The sequence below is a fragment of the Bacillus sp. JKS001846 genome (assembly GCF_900176455.1).
In the GTDB taxonomy this organism is placed as follows: domain Bacteria; phylum Bacillota; class Bacilli; order Bacillales; family Bacillaceae_G; genus Bacillus_A; species Bacillus_A cereus.
Window position 1 is genome coordinate 843,579 of record NZ_FWYG01000001.1, and the last position, 19,409, is coordinate 862,987.

A 19,409-nucleotide genomic window follows, 5' to 3' on the forward strand; every position below is an offset into this window, starting at 1 on the left:
AAGTGGCTAATCGAACTTCCTTACAACTGGAACACGAATCGCTACAAATAGTACGAAGACGATAACAGCTATTGCACCACTTTTCATAACGGTTACGATTGGAATTCCCATTGCAAGTGCAAGTGATGTGAATGCATAAGAGAGCGGGATAAAGCCCATTGATGATAGCATAAGTAAACTCATTACGCGTCCCATCATTTCTTCTTTTACTGTCGATTGAATCATTGCCATAAGCGGTACAATCGCCATTGCGATTGTAATACCATAAAACATGCCGGCTAATAGTGCTTGCCAAAGTACGGTGCTAAAGTTGATGGCTAAGAAGAATACACCAGACAATAGCATCATGATAATACAAAATAGACCGCGTCTACGATTAATATTTTTTAAACCTACAATGATAGCACCGATTGCCATTCCGCCGCCTACAGATGCTTCTAAGTAACTAAACTGGAGCGAATCACCATGCAGAACGTTTTTAACAAAAAGAGGGAAACCAACTTGCATCGGGCCGATTAAAAATAAGTTTAAAAAAGCGCTACAAATAAGGAAAGTTGAAAGGAATGGCGATTCCTTTACATATAAGATTCCTTCTTTAATGGAAGTGAACATACCTTTATCTGTATCTTTTTGTTCTGGCATCGTAAATTGTATTTTTTGAACGAGTATGGCAGCGACAATCAGTAATAAAATTGTAATGGAAAAGATTGTCTCATAGTTCGTAAATTTAATGAGAATACCACCAAGTACAGGGCCTAAGATGACCGATGCTTGGTTCGTCATTTGTGTAAGTGAATTTGCTTGTGTTAACCGGCTTTTTTCTACCAATTCCGGTAAGATAGATCCATCCGCTGACCAGAAGAAAGCATCAGCAAGTCCAAAGAATAAAGCGAATAAAGCAAATGTATATAGTGTTACATCACCGACAATGAACCATGTGAGAATGGTTGCGACAAGAATCGCTCGAATGATATTGGAGTAAAACATAATGTTTTTTTTCGGGAATTTATCAGCTACAGCGCCGCCGACAATCATAAAAATAAGCCTTGGAACACTAAGGGCTACGAAAACAACACCGAGTGAAGCTTCAAGGTTTAATGTTTTTGCTATGTACCACGTTTGTGAAAAAGTAAAAAAGGCTAAAGCAAAGCTTGAAAAAAGAGTAGCTGCCCAAAGAAAAAGGAAATTCGTATTTTTTAATAACGGTTTTCCGCTTCCTTCTAAAGCAGTTTTATTTTGTTGTAGTTCCTCCATATTGCTTCCTTTCTATGTGACGAATTTAAACTAAAAAACCTATTAACAATCGTTTTATACAGTTTCTAATATTTCTATACTGCACTTTCTCATTGTAGACAATAATAATGAATTTGCCCAGTAGCTATTTAACGACAAAAAAAGATGCCGAATGGGCATCTTTTTTTAGGCTAACGCAATATAAATATCCAATTGAACGTTGTTTGGATCTAACGCTCTTTCATCGTAAAGCTCAAAGTCTGTTGTGAAGGCACGTTTATTTTCTTTCGACCATTTCCAAATATATTCCCAAGCTTCACAAACGACTTCAGCAACTGGTCCCTTTCTTGTTGTAAATACCGCATATGTAGCGGCAGGTATTGTTAAAGTTGTCATATTTTCAGGAACGTCTTCTAATGAAGAAACAGGCATACCGATTGTAAATTGATATGTACCGGTTTCATCTGATTCGTAGTTTGAGTAGAAAGCGAATGTTTCTTTCGTTTGTTGATTTGGGATGTGATGCATCATTTGTTCTTGAAAGTATCGGTTCCAAAGTTGTGGAATGTTTCCTTCAGTAGATGCCTCTTTTTCATTAGTCGTCGTAACCGAAACGCCGATTGCGTGGAAAGCTTCTTTTTTTACGATAATAGGTTCGTGTAGCATAAAAAATTCCTCCTTTTTTTAAAAAAAGAACGTTTGTTCTTGTTTAATATAACATATTTTTACATGTAACGGTTGTTATTTTTAGAAAATTTTAATCATAAAAAACAAACTGAAAATAACTAAAAAATGGTAAATTTTCTATTGTATGTATAAATAGGATGAGGAGTATGTTAAAATTTTTAAGTATCCTTTAACTGTTATATAAACCTATACAGCACGATGTTTTTACTATATTAAAAGTATGGTAAAGGTTTGTATAAGTGTCCGGTATATATGCTATTTTTGATAAATTAAAATAGTAATATTCTATGAGATTTATATTGTTGACATTGGGATTTCAACGATACATTTTCGTAGGTCGGATTGTTGCGAGTGGATATATATTGCTATGTATTCGGCTACTAAATGAAAGGGTTACTGAAATGAAGTAGGCGGATAGCAAGTATATAGAAAGGAGAAAGGTAGAAAATATGAAGCAAGTATTGAAGTGTTTTAATGTCGTAACAATGATCACACTTCTTCTATCCATCATATTGCCTTCGCCCAGTGCTTTTGCTACAGAGATAAATAAAAAAAGCTGGGATGAGTTACAAGGAAATGATGTGAAAATTAAGGCAGATCAAGTGAATGCTGAAATGTATAAGGGAGAAGTAGCGGAGAGGGAGCACGTATTTCAATATAAGATTGAAAATACGGGAGATACACCAATCCGAGAATTAGTAATTAAACAAAATAATGACAATGGAATTGAGTTTCTTTCGCAATCTGTGAAAGTAAACGGAGAGAAGTTACTTGAAAATAAGGTAGCGGATTTCTATGTAGAGGAAAAAGATAATGGAGGAAAGGTTCTTTCTTCTAATCTTAAAATTCAAGATTTAAAATCACATGAAAAAATGACTGTATTAATAAAAGCTCGTCGTGCGCAACATTTTAATAAAGAGTATAAGCAAAAAATTAGTGTGCAAAAGGATCAACTACAAATAGGAAACATGTCTGTAGATGTTGAAGGGCTTCCTTCTGAAGAGAAGTTAGAAGCTAATACCGATGATGAGGCTGACAGTAGTAAGAAAGCTATCGGATCAACAACTGATTCAAAAACTAAAGAAGTGGATGGAAAATTAAAAGTATCTGTAGAAGATAAAAATACATCTGCACAAAAAACAGAAATAGAGAAGATAAAACAACCTGAGGCTGAGAAGCAACTAGAAAAAGAGAAAAAGCAATCACCTTTAGCAGTAAAGCAGAGTGATGCAGAAGTACAAGCTGCATCAGAAAATGCTTCGAAGGTTCAAATCCAAACAGGAGATAAACAAGGATTTGGAGACCCGTTGTATTCTACAATTGCTCCTGGTAATTTAGTACAGACTGGTAATGTGACGCTTGGTTTGACATCTGATCATTATGGCAGACAAAGTATGGGTTATAAAACGAATAAAATGACGGTTGATGTTGATAACGATGATAGTACTTTTAATTCGTCAACAGGTGCATTTCCTAACATTCCTGCTGGAAGTAAAGTGAAAAAGGCTTACTTATTCTGGACAGCAGCAATGGGGTTACCAGGAAATATCGCTGATAGAAAGGTTACCGAGGATCAAGTAAGGCAACCAGTCAAAATGAGAATGGGAAATAAAGAATATGCAGAGGTAACTGCTGATAGCATAAGAAAAGCTGATTATCTACCTTATATTTCTAATTACTCAGGTAGTGGCGCAGGATATGTAGCGTATGCAGATGTAACAAATATAATTGCACAGCAAGGTATTTCTCAAACGTTGACAGTTGCAAATGTGCCACAAATTAAAGATGTAACAGGTGGCGGCTATTACTGGGGTAACTGGAATCTTATATTAGTTTATGAAAACTATAAAGAAACAGTAAAAGACATGAAGATTTGGGAAGGGCTAGTCTCTCAAAAAAGTACAGCCTGGACAGATATTAGTGTTAATAAAATAAACACACCAAAAGAAGGCGCTTTTAAGGCGAAATTTAGTTATTTTTCATCGCAAGGTGATCCAGCTGATAATGATGGATATGCCTATGATTATGGAGAGTATGATTTTGGGTTAGGGTATCAAAAGTTTAAAAATATTAAAGGTAAAGATAATGATGTTAATGACTCATCTATGACAGAAGTACAAGTAGATGGCACTAACGAATTTGTTACGAAAAAATACCCAGGATATAATCCAGATTGGACAAATTCTTTCAGTACAGATATTCATACGTATCACCTTGAAGGACCCACTCAAGTAAAGAATGATTTGAAAGAAGGAAAAATACGTTTTAGAGCATATGGTGGTGGCGGTGATATTTACGTATTAAATAACGCCACATTCGTTACAGAACATAATGCTCCAAACTTACAAGTTGATAAAAAGGCATTAGATAGTACCGGTAAAGAAGTTAAGGAAATTAAAGCTGGTGAAGAGTTTACGTATCAAATTGAAGTGAAAAATGATACGAAAAATAATCAAGCGCCGGTATCGAATGTAAAAGGTTTTGATAAATTAGATGACCGTTTAGAGTATGTTCCAGGGTCTATTCAATATGTTTCTGGAAGTAATAAAGGAAATAAAACAGATGATGCAAGCGATGATGAAGCGGAGTTTGTAAATAATCAAATTGATTTCCGTGTTGGTGAAGGTGCTAATGCTAAAGACGGCGGTGTTTTAAAGCCGGGTGAAAGTACCGTTATTACATTCAAAGTAAAAGTGAAAGATTCTGTACAATCAGATACAACAGTAAAAAATGTCGTTGTTGTAAAGGGACAAGATAGTGCCGAGATAAAGTATGAAACTGAGGACGATGCAAATGTTACGGTTACTACCCCAAAAGAAGTTCCAGGGGAAATAGAGGCGAGAAAAATAGCTTCTAATAAAACACCGAAGTTAGGTGAAGAGGTAGAGTATCGTATTACATTTAAAAATAAGACAAAAGATGGACGTCTAGATGTATTGACCATTGAAGATGAATTACCAAGTAGTCTTGAATACGTGAAAGATAGTTTGAAAGCCGAAGGTGCAAAACCAGAGCCAGTAGAGCTGAAGTTTGAAAATGGAAAAGTAATTGCAAAGTATCCAGAAATTATGGATATGGAAGAAAGAAGTATCGTCTTTAAAACAAAAGTAAAAGAAACTGCAAAAATTGGTGAAGAAATTGTTAATAAAGCAACCGTTAGAGATAAAACAAATCCACCAAAGAATCTAGAAGAGAAGATTACACCACAGCATAAGGCCGGTAAAATTGCTGCAAAGAAAAAAGCAACAAATAAGAAGCCGAGGCTAGGAGAAGAAGTTGAATATCAAATTAGCTTCAAAAATACGGTGGAAAACGGAAAACTAGATGCAGTTACAATAGAAGATGAAATTCCAGCTAACTTAGAATTTGTTCAAGGCAGTGTGAGAGCTGAAGGTGCTGCACCAAATCCAGTAGAGTTAAAAGTAGAAAATGGTAAGATAATCGCAAAATATCCAGAGATTACGGATACAAAAGAGCGAAGCATTGCCTTTAAAGTGAAAGTAAAAGAAGAGGCAAAAGCGGGAGAAACGATTGTTAATAAAGCGGTTGTGAGTGAGCCAAATGGACAAACTGAGCATCCAGAGGAAAAGATTACGCCGGATTATAAATACGGTAAAGTGGATGTAGAAAAAAGCGTAACGAATCAAACACCAAAACTAGGAGAAGAAGTGGAATACCGAATTACATTTTATAATACGGTAGAAAACGGAAAACTAGAAAAGGTGCTAGTAGAAGATACACTACCTAAAGGTGTTGAATACGTGAAAGATAGTTTGAAAGCTGAAGGTATAAAACCAGAGCCAGTAGAACTAAAAGTGGAAGATGGCAAAGTAATGGCCAAGTATCCAGAAATTACGGATACAGAAAAAGAAGTATTGTTTTTAAAGTGAAAGTAAAAGATTCGGCAAAAGTAGGGGAGGCAATCGTAAATAAAGCAATTGCAAAAGATCCGAAAAATGAGCCTGTTGAATCAAAGGTTGTTATTACACCGCAAAGTAAAAAAGGTGAAATTGCTGCTACAAAGGTAGTTAATAATAAGAAACCAAAGTTAGGCGAAGAAATCGAGTACCGCATTAGTTTTCATAATACGGTTGAGAACGGAAAACTAGAAAAGGTGCGAGTGGAAGATACAATTCCAAAAGGTCTTGAATATGTAGAAAATAGCATCAAGGCCGAAGGAGAAGCACCTGAACCAGTAGAATTAGCTGTTGAAAATGGGATAGTCAAAGCTAAGTATATCGATATTATGGATATGAAAGAAAGAAGTATCGTCTTTAAAGTAAAGGTGAAGGAAGAAGTAAAAGTAGATAAAGAGATTGTCAATAAAGCAATTGTTGATGATACGAAAAATCCACCGATTGAACCGGAGGAAAGAATTACTCCGCAACATAAGGATGGAATAATTGATTCGAAGAAGACAGTAGATAATCCATCACCAAAACTAGGAGAAGAAGTAGAATACCGAATTAGCTTTAAGAACACGGTAGAAAACGGAAAACTAGAAAAGGTAATAATAGAGGATACAATTCCTAACGGTTTAGAGTATGTAAAAGGCAGTGAAAAGGCTGAAGGTGATAAACCAGCTCCATTAAAGTTAAGTGTAAAAGATGGAAAAGTTATTGCTGAATACGACAATATTACGGATATGAAAGAAAGAAGTATTGTCTTTAAGGTAAAGGTGAAGGAAGAAGCGGAAGTGGGGAAGGAAATCATCAATAAGGCAATTGTTGATGATATGAAAGATCCGAAAGAACCAGAAGCGAAAATTACACCATTACACAAAGATGGAAAAATTAAAGCGAAGAAAATCGTAAATAATGAAACACCGAAGTTAGGAGAAGAAGTAGAATACCGAATTAGTATGAAAAATACGGTAAAGAACGGAAAGCTAACAGACGTGACAGTAGAGGATACTTTACCAGAAGGTTTAGAGTATGTAGAAAATAGTTTGAAAGCAAAAGGTGCCGGAATAGATTCAGTAGAGCTGAAATTTGAAAACGGTAAAGTAATGGCAAAATATCCAGAAATTACGGATACAGAAGAAAGAAGTATCGTTTTTAAAGTGAAAGTAAAAGAAGAAGTAAAAGTCGGTAAAAAAATCATTAATAAAGCAACTATTGATGATTCGCAAAATAAGCCAGTTAATCCGACAGCGGAAATTACTCCTCAGTATAAAGATGGAAAACTTGAAGCAAAAAAGATAGTAAATAATGAAACGCCGAAGTTAAGAGAAGAAGTGGAATACCGAATTAGCTTTAAAAATACGGTAGAACATGGAAAGCTAACAGAGGTGAAAATAGAAGATGATTTACCAAATGGATTAGAGTATGTGAAAGATAGTTTAAAAGTAGAAGGTTCTAAGCCAGATCCAGTGGAATTAAAATTTGAAAACGGTAAGGTAATGGCAAAGTATCCTGAGATTACAGATACAAAAGAGAGAAGTATTACCTTTAAAGTGAAAGTAAAAGGTAAAGTGAGCGATTCAATTGTTAATGAAGCGATTGTGAGCGATACGAAACATCCGCCAGAAACACCGACAGCAGAAATTATTCCGCAACATAAAGACGGAAAAGTGAAAGCGAAGAAGACGGTAAATAATGAAACGCCGAAGTTAGGAGAAGAAGTAGAATACCGAATTAGTTTTAAAAACACGGTAGAAGACGGAAAACTAGCAGAGGTAAAAATAGAAGATACTTTACCAGAAGGTTTAGAGTATGTAGAAAACAGTGTGAAAGCAGAAGATACTAAGCCGGATCCAGTAGAATTGAAAATGGAAAATGGTAAGGTAATGGCGAAGTATCCAGAGATTACGGACACAGAAGAAAGAAGTATCACTTTTAAAGTGAAAGTAAAGGAAGAAGTGAAAGTCGGTAAAAAAATCGTTAACAAAGCAATTGTTGATGATACGAAAAATGAACCAGAAACACCGACGGCAGAAATTACTCCGCAGCATAAAGACGGAAAAGTGGAAGCGAAGAAGACGGTAAATAATGAAACGCCGAAGTTAGGAGAAGAAGTAGAATACCGAATTAGTTTTAAAAACACGGTAGAAAACGGAAAGCTAGCAGAGGTAAAAATAGAAGACAATTTACCAAATGGATTAGAGTATGTGAAAGATAGTTTACGAGCGGAAGGTACTAAGCCGGATCCAGTAGAACTGAAAGTGAAAGATGGAAAAGTAATCGCCAAATATCCAGAGATTACGGATACAGAAGAAAGAAGTATCGTCTTTAAAGCGAAAGTAAAAGAAGAATTTAAAGTTGGTGAAGGCCTTGTCAATAAAGTAGTTGTTGATGATACAAAAGATCCAACAACTTCAGAAGTAACAATTACGCCAGAATATAAAGACGGTAAGCTTAAAGCAGAGAAATTTGTAAACAATAAAAAACCGAAATTAGGAGAAGAAGTAGAATACCGAATTAGTTTTAAAAACACGGTAGAAAACGGAAAACTAGTAGAGGTTACAGTAGAAGATGAAATTCCAGCTGGATTAGAGTACGTGGAGAACAGTTTACAAGCAGAAGGTTCTAAACCAAGTCCGGTAGAATTGAAATTTGAAAACGGCAAGGTAATGGCAAAGTATCTAGAAATTACGGATACAAAAGAAAGAAGTATTATCTTTAAAGTGAGAGTAAAAGAAGAGGCAGAAGTAGGCAAGGAGATTGTTAATAAAGCAATCGTAGTAGATACAAAAAATGAGCCCGAAGAGCCTCATGTGGAAATTACTCCGCAATATAAAGATGGTAAAATTGCTGCGCAGAAAGTGGCGAATAATCATAAACCGAAACTAGGAGAAGAAGTAGAATACCGAATTAGTTTTAAAAACACGGTAGAAAACGGAAAACTAGCAGAGGTAAATATAAAGGATGCATTACCAAATGGTTTAGAGTATGTGGAGGGCAGTATCACGGCAGAAGGTTCTAAACCGAAACCAGTAGAGCTACATGTGAAAAATAATAAGGTAATGGCAAAGTATCCAGAAATTACAGATACAGAGGAAAGAAGCATTGTCTTTAAAGCGAAGGTAAAAGAAAGCGTAAAAGTGGGAGAAGAAATCGTAAATGAGGCAATTGTAGATGATATAAAGAATCTGCCAGAAGAGCCTTATGTACCGATTACACCACAATATAAAGATGGGAAAATTGAGGCAAGAAAAGAAGTAAGTAACCATGAACCGAAGTTAGGTGAGGAAATCGAATATCGAATTATTTTTAATAATACGGTGAAAGATGGAAAACTAGCAGAGGTAAAAATAGAAGATAAAATTCCAGCTGGATTAGAGTTTGTAGAAGGAAGCGAAAAAGCTGAAGGTGAAGAGCCAAAACCAGTGGAGTTGAAAGTAGAAAATGGTAAGGTAATGGCAAAGTATTCAGAGATTATGGATACGCAAGAAAGAAGTATTGTCTTTAAAGTGAAGGTAAAAGATTCGGTTACAATAGGGAAGGACATTACAAATAAAGCGATTATCCATGTTGATGATCCGAACCATCCAGTAATTGATCCGACAGCAAAAATTACACCACAATATAAAGATGGTAAAATTGCTGCTCATAAAAAGGTGAATAATCATAAACCGAAGCTAGGTGAAGAAATCGAATATCGAATTTCATTTAATAATACGGTGAAAGATGGAAAACTGGCAGAGGTTAAAATTGAGGATGAAATTCCGTTTGGTTTAGAGTATGTGAAAGATAGTCTAAAAGCAGAAGGTGATAAGCCGGCCCCAGTAGAGTTGAAAGAAGAAGCTGGTAAGGTTAGTGCGAAGTATGAAAATATCACTGACATGAAAGAAAGAAGCATTATCTTTAAAGTGAAGGTGAAAGATTCCGTTGAAGTGGACAAGGCAATTGTAAATAAAGCAATTGTTGATGATACAAAAAATCCACCAGAGCGACCAGAAGTAGATATTACACCGCAGCATAAAGATGGTAAATTTAAAGCTAATAAAAAGGTAAGTAAAAAAGATCCAAAGCTAGGAGAAGAAGTAGAGTACCGAATTAGTTTTAAAAATACGGTAGAAAACGGAAAACTAGCAGAAGTGAAAATTGAGGATCAACTACCAAATGGATTAGAGTATGTGAAGGATAGTTTAAAAGCAGAAGGTAATGAACCAAATCCGGTAGAGTTAAAAGAAGAAGCTGGAAAAATTACAGCGAAGTATGAAAATATTACTGATACAGCTGAGCGTAGCATTATCTTTAAGGTAAAAGTAACAGAAGCAGTAAAAGTCGGGAAGAAAATCGTGAATACGGCAATTGTGGATGATGATAATCCGAAGAATCCTCCGCAAAAACCAGAAGCGATTATTACACCGGAGTATAAGAATGGAAAAATAAAAGCTGAGAAAACAGTAAATAACCCAGCTCCAAAATTAGGAGAAGAAGTAGAGTATCGAATTACGTTCCGTAACGTAGTTGAGCACGGAAAATTAGCGAAGGTGAAAATTAAGGATGAATTACCAAACAGTTTAGAGTTTGTAGAAGGTAGCGGAAGAGCTGAGGGGGATAATCCAAAACCGTTGCATGTAAAAGTGAAAAACGGCATAGTACTCGCAGAATATCCAGAAATTACGGATACGAAAGAAAGAAGTATCGTCTTTAAAGCAAAAGTGAAAGAAAAAGCTAAAATTGGCGAAGCGATTGTGAATACGGCGGTTGTGGAAGATACTATAAATCCACCAGAGAAACCGAATGTCGCGATACAACCTCAACATAAAGAGGGTGTATTACAAGCTGAAAAGACAGTGAGTAACCATGAACCGAAGTTAGGAGAAGAAGTAGAATATCGAATTAGTTTTGAAAATACAGTAGAAAACGGCAAACTAACTGAGGTAAAAGTAGAGGACGAAATTCCAGCTGGTTTAGAATACGTACAGGATAGTATAAAGTCTGATGGGCCGGAACCAAATCCAGTAGAACTTAAAGTTGAGAATGGAAAAGTAACAGCAAAGTATCCAGAAATTACGGATACGAAAAAAAGAAGTATCATCTTTAAAGTGAAAGTACAAGAAACGGTACAAGTAGGAAAAGAAATTATAAACAAGGCGGTTGTGGATGATAATAATCCGACAAATCCACCAGTTGAGTCACTTATACCAATTACACCTCAATATAAAGATGGGAAACTAGAGGCAAGGAAAGAAGTAAGTAACCATGAACCAAAGCTAGGGGAAGAAATCGAATATCGAATTACTTTTAACGGCACAGTAGATGGCGGGAAGTTAGTTGATGTAAAGATTGAAGATGAAATTCCGTCTGGTTTAGAGTATGTGAAAGAAAGTCTGGAGGCCGTAGGTGATAAGCCTGTGCCAACAGAACTTAAAGTCGAGAATGGAAAAGTAACAGTGAAGTATCCAGAAATTACGGATACGAAAGAAAGAAGTATCATCTTTAAAGTAAAGGTAAAAGAATCAGTAAAAGTTGGAGAGGAAATAACAAATAAAGCGATCATTCATGTAGATGATTCAGATCATCCAGTTATGGAACCGACAGCGACAATAAAGCCAGAATATAAAGATGGTAAGTTAAAAGCGACGAAGACAGTAAATAATAAAGAACCGAAGCTAGGAGAAGAAGTAGAATACCGAATTAGTTTCAAAAATACGGTAGAAAACGGCAAACTAGCAGAGGTAAAGGTAGAAGATGAAATTCCAGCCGGTTTAGAGTACGTGCAAGATAGCATTAGATTTGAAGGGGCTGAACCAAATCCAATAGAGTTAAAAATGGAGTTTGGAAAAGTAATAGCAAAGTATCTAGAAATTACAGATACGAAAGAACGTAGTATTATTTTTAAAGTGAAGGTAAAAGCAGCACCAAGTAAAGGGATAACAAATAGAGCGGTAGTGGACGATAAAATAAATCCACCACTTGAGCCTACAGTTACAATTTTACCGAAAACAAAAGAAGATCTTAAGATACCAGAAGAGCCGAAGGAACCAGAAGTGAAGCCGGAAGAGCCGAAGGAACCAGAAGTGAAGCCGGAAGAGCCGAAGGAACCAGAAGTGAAGCCGGAAGAGCCGAAGGAACCAGAAGTGAAGCCGGAAGAGCCGAAGGAACCAGAAGTGAAGCCGGAAGAGCCGAAGGAACCAGAAGTGAAGCCGGAAGAGCCGAAGGAACCAGAAGTGAAACCGGAAGAGCCGAAGGAACCAGAAGTGAAACCGGAAGAGCCGAAGGAACCAGAAGTGAAACCGGAGGAACCGAAAGAACCAAAAGAACCAGAAGTGAAACCAGAGGATCCGAAAGAGCCGAAGGAACCAGAAGTGAAACCGGAAGAGCCGAAAGAACCAGAAGTGAAACCGGAGGAACCGAAAGAGCCGAAGGAACCAGAAGTGAAACCGGAGGAACCGAAAGATCTGAAGAAACCAGAAGTGAAACCGGAGAAACCGGAAGTAAGACTGGAAAAGTTAATTAAAGAACCGCAAGTAAAAGTAGAAAAAGAATTACCGAAAACAGGGGGAGCACATTCATGGATGATGTCAGTTGGTGCGGGAATTTCATTCTTAGTTGGCGGAGTATTATTCGTATTAGGTAGAAGAAGAAAACAATAATTTTTTAGACGAAAAGCACACTGAGTTCGATAGTTTATTGGACTCAGTGTGCTTTTATGTTATATAAAAGGAAAGCTCCTTCCACGTATGGAAGGAGCTTTATTTTTGCATATTAAAACATACTTGAGCTATGCATCGGTTGAAGTTTTGCATTTGGATCGAAGTAAGCTTTTGCATTGTTTACTGCTGTCGGTGCTTCGCCAAATCCACAAGCGATAAGTTTTACTTTTCCTTCATATGTACAAATGTCACCAGCAGCGTAAATGCCAGGAATATTTGTTTCCATTTTTGAATTTACAAGGATGCTGTTTTTTTGTATATCTAAGCCCCAGTTTTTAATTGGGCCAAGAGAAGAAACGAAGCCGTAGTTTACGATTACGTCATCAACATCGATGATAATTTTTTCCTCCGTTTTTACATGTTGAAGAACGACTTGTTCAATCTTGTCATCACCAATGAGTTCTACTGGAACGTATGGTGTACTTACTTCTGCACGAGAATTCATTAAGCTTTCTACGCTATGTTCATGCGCACGGAATTTATCACGACGATGAACGATTGTAACTTTTTCAGCAATCGGTTCTAACATCATTGTCCAGTCTACTGCTGAGTCGCCACCGCCAAATACTACGACGCGCTTACCAGCAAATTTATTCATATCATCAACGAAATAATGTAAGTTTTTCTTTTCGTATTTCGCTGTACCTTCTAATTCTAAGCGGCGTGGTTGGAAAGCACCATTGCCAGCAGTAATAATAACTGATTTAGAATAGTGAGTTTGCTTATTCGTAACAAGTTTAAATATACCGTCAGCTTGTTTCTCAAGCGTATCGACAGCTTCTTCTAAACAAACAGTTGGGTCAAATTTCTTCATTTGCTCTTTTAAGTTATCAACTAATTCTTGTGCGCGCACTTTTGGAAATCCAGCCACATCATAAATGTATTTTTCAGGGTAGAGTGCGGATAATTGTCCGCCAAGTTGAGGTAAGCTTTCAATGATTTTTACACTTGCTTGTCTCATACCGCCATAAAATGCTGTGAACAGTCCCGTTGGACCACCACCAATAATTGTTATGTCGTAAACTTTTTGATTTTCTGCCACTTTCATTCCCCCTATAGATGGAATTTTGATATTGATTTCATATATTGTTCATATGTACACGAAAATCCTGCAAATGATGACACTTTCAAATAAATGATAGCATATTTGAGTTCATAATACTTCTGAAAACGACTGAATTGTGTGTAAGTTTTCGCATAGGTTCTTTTTTATTGTATAAAATATACAGAAAGGAAAATACATGAAAAAAAGGCTAAAAAACCCTTGAAAACGCTATGTTATTTTAAAATATTGATAATTCTCCAGACGCTTGAATTCTGGAATAAAACCGACTAATATAGGGAAGTATTATGTTAAATTTCTATGACAAAATTCGTACGATTTTTTGACTGCGTTTTGTTATGATATAGAATGTGATAAATTCCACATTCTTGACAAATAGAGTTTTTAGTACTTGGTATTATTTTTTATTACTATTATATAAAGAAAAGGGTTGTGATTTGGTGAAGACTCCAAAAATCGTAGTTTTAGGTGCAGGTTATGGCGGGATGATTACGACTGTTCGTCTGCAAAAAGCATTATCTGTAAATGAAGCTGAAATTACGCTAGTAAACAACAACAGCTATCACTACCAAGCGACTTGGTTACATGAGAGCGCAGCTGGTACATTACAAGATGAAAAAATCTGTCTAGATATTCAAGACGTTATTGATACAAATAAAGTGAACTTTGTACAAGACACAGTAGTAGAAATTAAAGCTGCTGAAAAACGCATTATCTTAAAAGATGGTGAGTTAGAGTATGATTACTTAGTAATTGGTCTTGGTTTCGAATCAGAAACATTCGGAATTACAGGATTAAAAGAGCATGCATTCTCAATCGCTAACATTAATGCAACTCGTGAAATTCGTGAGCATATGGAAGCTAGTTTCTCTAAATATGCAACTGAACAACGCGATGAGTTAGTAACAATCGTTGTTGGTGGTGCTGGATTTACTGGTATCGAGTACGTAGGTGAGCTTGCAAACCGTGTTCCTGAACTTTGCAAAGAGTATAATGTACCACGTGAAAAAGCACGTATCATCTGTGTAGAAGCTGCTCCAACAGCACTTCCAGGTTTCGATCCAGCGTTAGTAGAATACGCTGTAAAACAGCTTGAGAAAAAAGGTGTAGAATTCCGCATCGGTACAGCAATTAAAGAAGCAACTGAAGAAGGTATTATCGTTGCGAATGGCGATGACACTGAATTAATTAAGTCTGAAACAGTAGTTTGGGCTGCAGGTGTTCGTGGTAATGGTATTGTGGAAGAGTCTGGCTTTGAAGCAATGCGCGGACGTGTAAAAGTTGATGAGTACATGCACGCTCCAGGATACGAAGATGTATTCATGGTTGGTGACGCAGCGTTAATCATTAATGAAGAAATTAACCGTCCTTACCCACCAACAGCACAAATTGCAATTCAACAAGGTTACAATATTGCACACAACTTAACTGTATTAGTTCGTGGCAAGGGCGAAATGAAGAAATTCGCATTCGATAATAAAGGATCTGTATGTTCTTTAGGTCATGACGATGCAATGGGCGTTGTTATGGGTAAAAAGTTAACAGGTTGGAAAGCTTCCTTCATGAAGAAAGTAATCGATAACCGTTACCTATTCTTATTAGGTGGACCTTTATTAGTTCTTAAAAAAGGTAAATTAAAGTTCTTTTAATATATAGTAGAAAAAGCAGAAACGGCTAAGAGCTGTTTCTGCTTTTTTCATATTAAAAATATAGTATAATATATAAAAAAGAAAGAATATTCTGTCCGTTCTGATGGAGGAGGTTATTACATCATGGAGAAACGAGGGAAGGTATGGCTAGCTGTTAGTGGTTTAGTAGCTACAAAAGATGGTAGGTGGCTATTTGTTAAGAAGAAATACAGTGGATTAAAAGGGAAATGGTCTTTACCGGCTGGTTTTGTAAATGAAGGTGAGACGGTTGATGAAGCTGTGAAACGCGAAGTGTTAGAAGAGACAGGCATTGTCGCTCATGTGAAGGGGATTATTGGTGTTCGATCGGGTGTTATTCGTAATGAGATTAGTGATAATATGATTATTTTCCTTTTGGAACCTGAAGGAGAAAATATTATTGTACAGGAGAAAGAATTGTCTGAAGTGGCGTTCTTACATCCGGATAAGATTGTAGACGATCCGAATACGTCTGTGCTTATTAAATATTTGTTAGAAGGAAGATCAGAACTACATCTTGAAGTGGACAAAACATTAAATCCAGGTGAACCATTTGGTTATACAGCTTATCACGTATTTACGGCACGTGCGAAGGAGAGGGGAAAAGAGTGAGTATACCGGTACTACTTATTTCAATGATGTTATTCTTTATTTTGTTCTTTGGAATTGGATTTTTACTCAACATGATTTTGCGAGCTACTTGGGTAATGGTTATTGTGTATCCGATTGTTTGTATGCTTATTATTAATAAAGCGAGTATGTGGGATTATTTTTCAAAACCGAAAGAAACATTTTCTTCATTTGGGACAAGTGTATCGCACTTAGGACAAGCAGACGTATTTATTCTATCTACTGGATTAGTAGGGGCTGCTTTAGCAGGAGTCGTAATCAAGAAACTTCGGAAAAGCGGATATCAAATGTTTTAATCTCCAATTAAGTTGGAGATTATTTTTTTGCATATTCCTTCATCGTATAGGGAATGATTAACGATGAAGGAGTGTGGAATATAAAAATGTTAAAACGATATTGTATTCGCATTATGATGACTTGTTTACTTGCAATTGCATTATGCGTAACATGGAATGCTTTCACAGGAGTTTCTTTATTAGAGATTGTAAAGATATATGAAGGAATGAGTGCAAAAGAAGTACATGCAGCAGAAGTTAAGAGAAATGTTGCTCCGAGTAAAGAAGTGATAAATGCTTTAGAGCAGGCAAACGACTGGTCTAAATATCGTTCAATTGAAATGACTGCAACAGGTTATACATCGGGGATTGAGTCAACTGGTAAGAGGCCAGGGCATCCAGAGTATGGTATTACATATTCAGGTGTCAAAGTGAAAAGGGATTTATATTCCACAATTGCTGCGGACTTACGCGTATTCCCGATTGGAACGATTCTCTTCGTGCCAGGTTACGGGTATGGTGTAGTAGCTGATAAGGGCGGTGCAATAAAAGGAAACCGTCTTGATCTATATTATGATACGGTGAAAGATGTTTATAGCCAATGGGGTAAGAAAAAAGTAAATGTGTACGTAGTAAAAGTAGGAAATGGTAAATTTACAGAAGAAGAGTTAACGATGTTAAATCAAGACGAAACGATGCAAGTGTTTCGTGGTCAATATTTAAAACAAAGATAGTCTAGTCGTAATTACGCTAGACTTTTTTTCTTGGCTTATTTCATGATAGAGGAGATTTTGGATCTGCGATTTTACACGCCATATAACTGTAGTTAGAATTATCGCATTTTATCGAAAATAAAGTTATAATGGTGGTAGAGAAATTTAGGGGGTCTGAACATGTTTCAAGTACAAAAAGAATTAGCAGGTCATGAAGCGGTAATTGTTGCTTTATTTGAAGAAGAGAAAATGAGTAGTTTTGTACAAGAACTGGACAAAGCGTTTGAAGGGCAATTACAAGTTTTACTAGAAGAGAAAGAATTATCTACGAAGAAAAAGGCCATTTCGAAAGTACATAGCTTAGGGAAAATAAATGTGAAACGTTATTACTTTGTTGGTTTAGGAAAGAAAGAATCTTACACGACAGAAACGTTACGTGCGGCTCTTGGTAAGGCGTTTAAAACACTGCAAGCAGCAAAAGTACGAGATGCAGCAATCTTACTTGATTCTTTCGTAACAGAGAAATTAGACGCGATTGATGTCGCTCATATTGCGGCAGAGGTACAAGGCCTTGGTACATATGAGTTACAAACGTATAAATCAGATAAAAAGGATCGTGTAGAGTTAGAGAAGTTCACGGCTATTACAGCGGAAGATGCACAAGAAATTGAAGCAGCATTAACAGTTGGCTACGTACATGGACGTGCAACAAATTCAGCTCGTACACTTGTAAATATGCCGCCAAACGTATTAACAGCGACAAAGCTTGCTGAGTATGCTGTTGAATTAGCGGAGAAATATGATATGGACTATAAAGTTCTTGAGAAAGAAGAGATGGAAGACCTTGGTATGGGTGCGTTACTTGCAGTAAACCAAGGTAGTGTAGAGCCACCAAAAATGATTGCTCTTATTTATAAAGGAAAAGAAGAGTGGACAGATGTCATTGGGTTCGTTGGAAAAGGTATTACATACGATACTGGTGGTTATTCTTTAAAACCACGTGAAGGCATGGTTGGTATGAAAGGTGATATGGGCGGTGCAGCTGCTGTATTAGGTGCGATGGAAATTATCGGTGAACTTCGCCCAGAACAAAATGTGATCGCTGTTATTCCTTCAACTGATAACGTTGTAAGTGGTACGGCATTTAAGCCAGACGATGTAATCACATCTATGAGCGGAAAAACAATTGAAGTATTAAATACGGATGCAGAAGGTCGTCTAGCTTTAGCTGACGGTATTACGTATGCGAAAAAACTTGGTGCAAACTACCTTGTTGATGTTGCAACATTAACAGGCGGTGTAATTGTTGCACTTGGAAACTATACGACAGGCGCAATGACAAATAATGAAGAGTTATTTGAGCAAGTGCTAGAGGCTTCTATGGAAACAGATGAGCCAATTTGGCAACTACCGATTTTTGATCGTGATAAAGAACGTGTGAGAAACAGTAAGTTTGCTGATTTAAATAACTCACCAGGCCGTGAAGGACATGCGGTTATGGCAGGTACATTCTTAGGCGAATTCGCTGAAGATACACCATGGGTACACTTAGATATCGCTGGAACATCAGAAACAAAAGGTGCGCACGACTTAGGTCCAGCTGGAGCAACTGGCGCAATGGTACGTACACTTGCAACACTTGTGGAGCGTTTTGGAGAAGAATAAGAGTATAAGTGAAGACTGTTCCGATATTTTGGAACAGTCTTCTTTTTTATAGGTTTGTTTATCCCACTATTTGCCGGGTAGTAAGACCCATAACTCAAAATTCAGCGAAAGGAAAGCAGTTAGGTCGGATTGCCGGTAAACGCTCGATTGGTGAGGGCTGATTAAAGTTTCACTTTATAAAGAAATCGTATACAAAACCCCATTTAAAGCAAAAGAAGTACGGCCCGTTTCTTCAGAGACAACTAATATAAGTGCATCACTCTTTTCAGATAAGCCAATTGCAGCTCTGTGACGTGTTCCTAGCTCAGGATCAACTTCTGTACTTTTCGTTAAAGGAAGAATATTAGCAGCTGAGACAATATGATTATTTTTTACGAGAACGGCACCGTCATGAAGAGGGTTACCTGGATAAAATATTGATTCGAGTAATGGCGCAGTTAAATGAGCGTTTAATGTCGTTCCAGTTTGAATGAGAGCTTCAAGCGTCTCGTTTCGTTCCACGACGATAAGAGCACCATGTTTTCTGGCGCTTAAATGTTGGATAGCTGTCGTAATAAAAGATGAACTTTCCGTATAAGGTGATAAATATGCCTGAATATAGTATGTAGCTGCCAATGTTTGTACATTTGCTAACATATGATGAATATCTTCCATTTTGCATAAAATACATTCGTCTTCTTTATCGATTGCGTTCCTCATAATCGATAGTTCTTTTTCAGCAATTTCAATCATTTGCTTTGTTTGTATTTTGAGCTCTTCTGACAAGCCCCATTCGTGCATAATCCTCATTCCCTTTAGTGGAGTATTTAATAATAGTGTATACAAATATTCCTAGTAAAATCCTGTTAGATTTTATAAAATATTGAGATA

At 36.7% G+C, this 19,409-nt stretch carries 9 protein-coding genes and 1 pseudogene; 6 read left to right on the forward strand and 4 right to left on the reverse strand.

Annotated elements, in window-relative coordinates:
* Positions 1-6 precede the first annotated feature (6 nt).
* Positions 7-1,254, reverse strand: coding sequence for an MFS transporter (locus tag B9A45_RS04545; RefSeq protein ID WP_000391942.1), 1,248 nt, complete (start codon positions 1,252-1,254; stop codon positions 7-9).
* A gap of 165 nt (positions 1,255-1,419) precedes the next feature.
* The gene (locus B9A45_RS04550; protein ID WP_000902159.1) at positions 1,420-1,899 is read right to left on the reverse strand and encodes a GyrI-like domain-containing protein; all 480 of its coding nucleotides are present in this window, start codon (positions 1,897-1,899) and stop codon (positions 1,420-1,422) included.
* A gap of 470 nt (positions 1,900-2,369) precedes the next feature.
* Between B9A45_RS04550 and B9A45_RS04555 the strand changes: the two are divergent.
* A pseudogene (locus B9A45_RS04555) lies at positions 2,370-12,466 on the forward strand (isopeptide-forming domain-containing fimbrial protein).
* A 112-nt stretch (positions 12,467-12,578) separates the two neighbouring features.
* Here the strand turns inward: B9A45_RS04555 and B9A45_RS04560 are convergent.
* Entirely contained in the window at positions 12,579-13,568 is a 990-nt protein-coding gene (locus B9A45_RS04560; protein WP_000829788.1) for an NAD(P)/FAD-dependent oxidoreductase, read from the reverse strand.
* A 461-nt stretch (positions 13,569-14,029) separates the two neighbouring features.
* Between B9A45_RS04560 and B9A45_RS04565 the strand changes: the two genes are divergently transcribed.
* The 5 genes from B9A45_RS04565 to pepA all read left to right on the forward strand — a co-directional run bounded on the left by B9A45_RS04565 (position 14,030) and on the right by pepA (position 18,539).
* Entirely contained in the window at positions 14,030-15,238 is a 1,209-nt protein-coding gene (locus B9A45_RS04565; protein WP_000856612.1) for an NAD(P)/FAD-dependent oxidoreductase, read from the forward strand.
* 123 nt (positions 15,239-15,361) lie between these two features.
* The gene (locus B9A45_RS04570) at positions 15,362-15,868 is read left to right on the forward strand and encodes an NUDIX hydrolase (RefSeq protein WP_000415321.1); all 507 of its coding nucleotides are present in this window, start codon (positions 15,362-15,364) and stop codon (positions 15,866-15,868) included.
* Positions 15,865-16,182: a YuiB family protein gene (locus B9A45_RS04575; protein WP_000027016.1), complete on the forward strand. Its 318-nt coding sequence runs from the start codon at positions 15,865-15,867 to the stop codon at positions 16,180-16,182. The genes B9A45_RS04570 and B9A45_RS04575 overlap by 4 nt, the downstream gene beginning before the upstream one ends.
* A gap of 86 nt (positions 16,183-16,268) precedes the next feature.
* A complete protein-coding gene (locus tag B9A45_RS04580) occupies positions 16,269-16,895 on the forward strand; it encodes a 3D domain-containing protein (protein ID WP_000920098.1) in 627 nt (208 codons plus the stop codon).
* A gap of 159 nt (positions 16,896-17,054) precedes the next feature.
* Positions 17,055-18,539, forward strand: coding sequence for a cytosol aminopeptidase (gene pepA / locus B9A45_RS04585; RefSeq protein ID WP_000487942.1), 1,485 nt, complete (start codon positions 17,055-17,057; stop codon positions 18,537-18,539).
* Between the two features lie 174 nt (positions 18,540-18,713).
* Here pepA and cdaS read toward each other — a convergent pair whose 3' ends face one another.
* Entirely contained in the window at positions 18,714-19,319 is a 606-nt protein-coding gene (gene cdaS / locus B9A45_RS04590) for a sporulation-specific diadenylate cyclase CdaS (RefSeq protein WP_000545253.1), read from the reverse strand.
* Positions 19,320-19,409 lie beyond the last annotated feature (90 nt).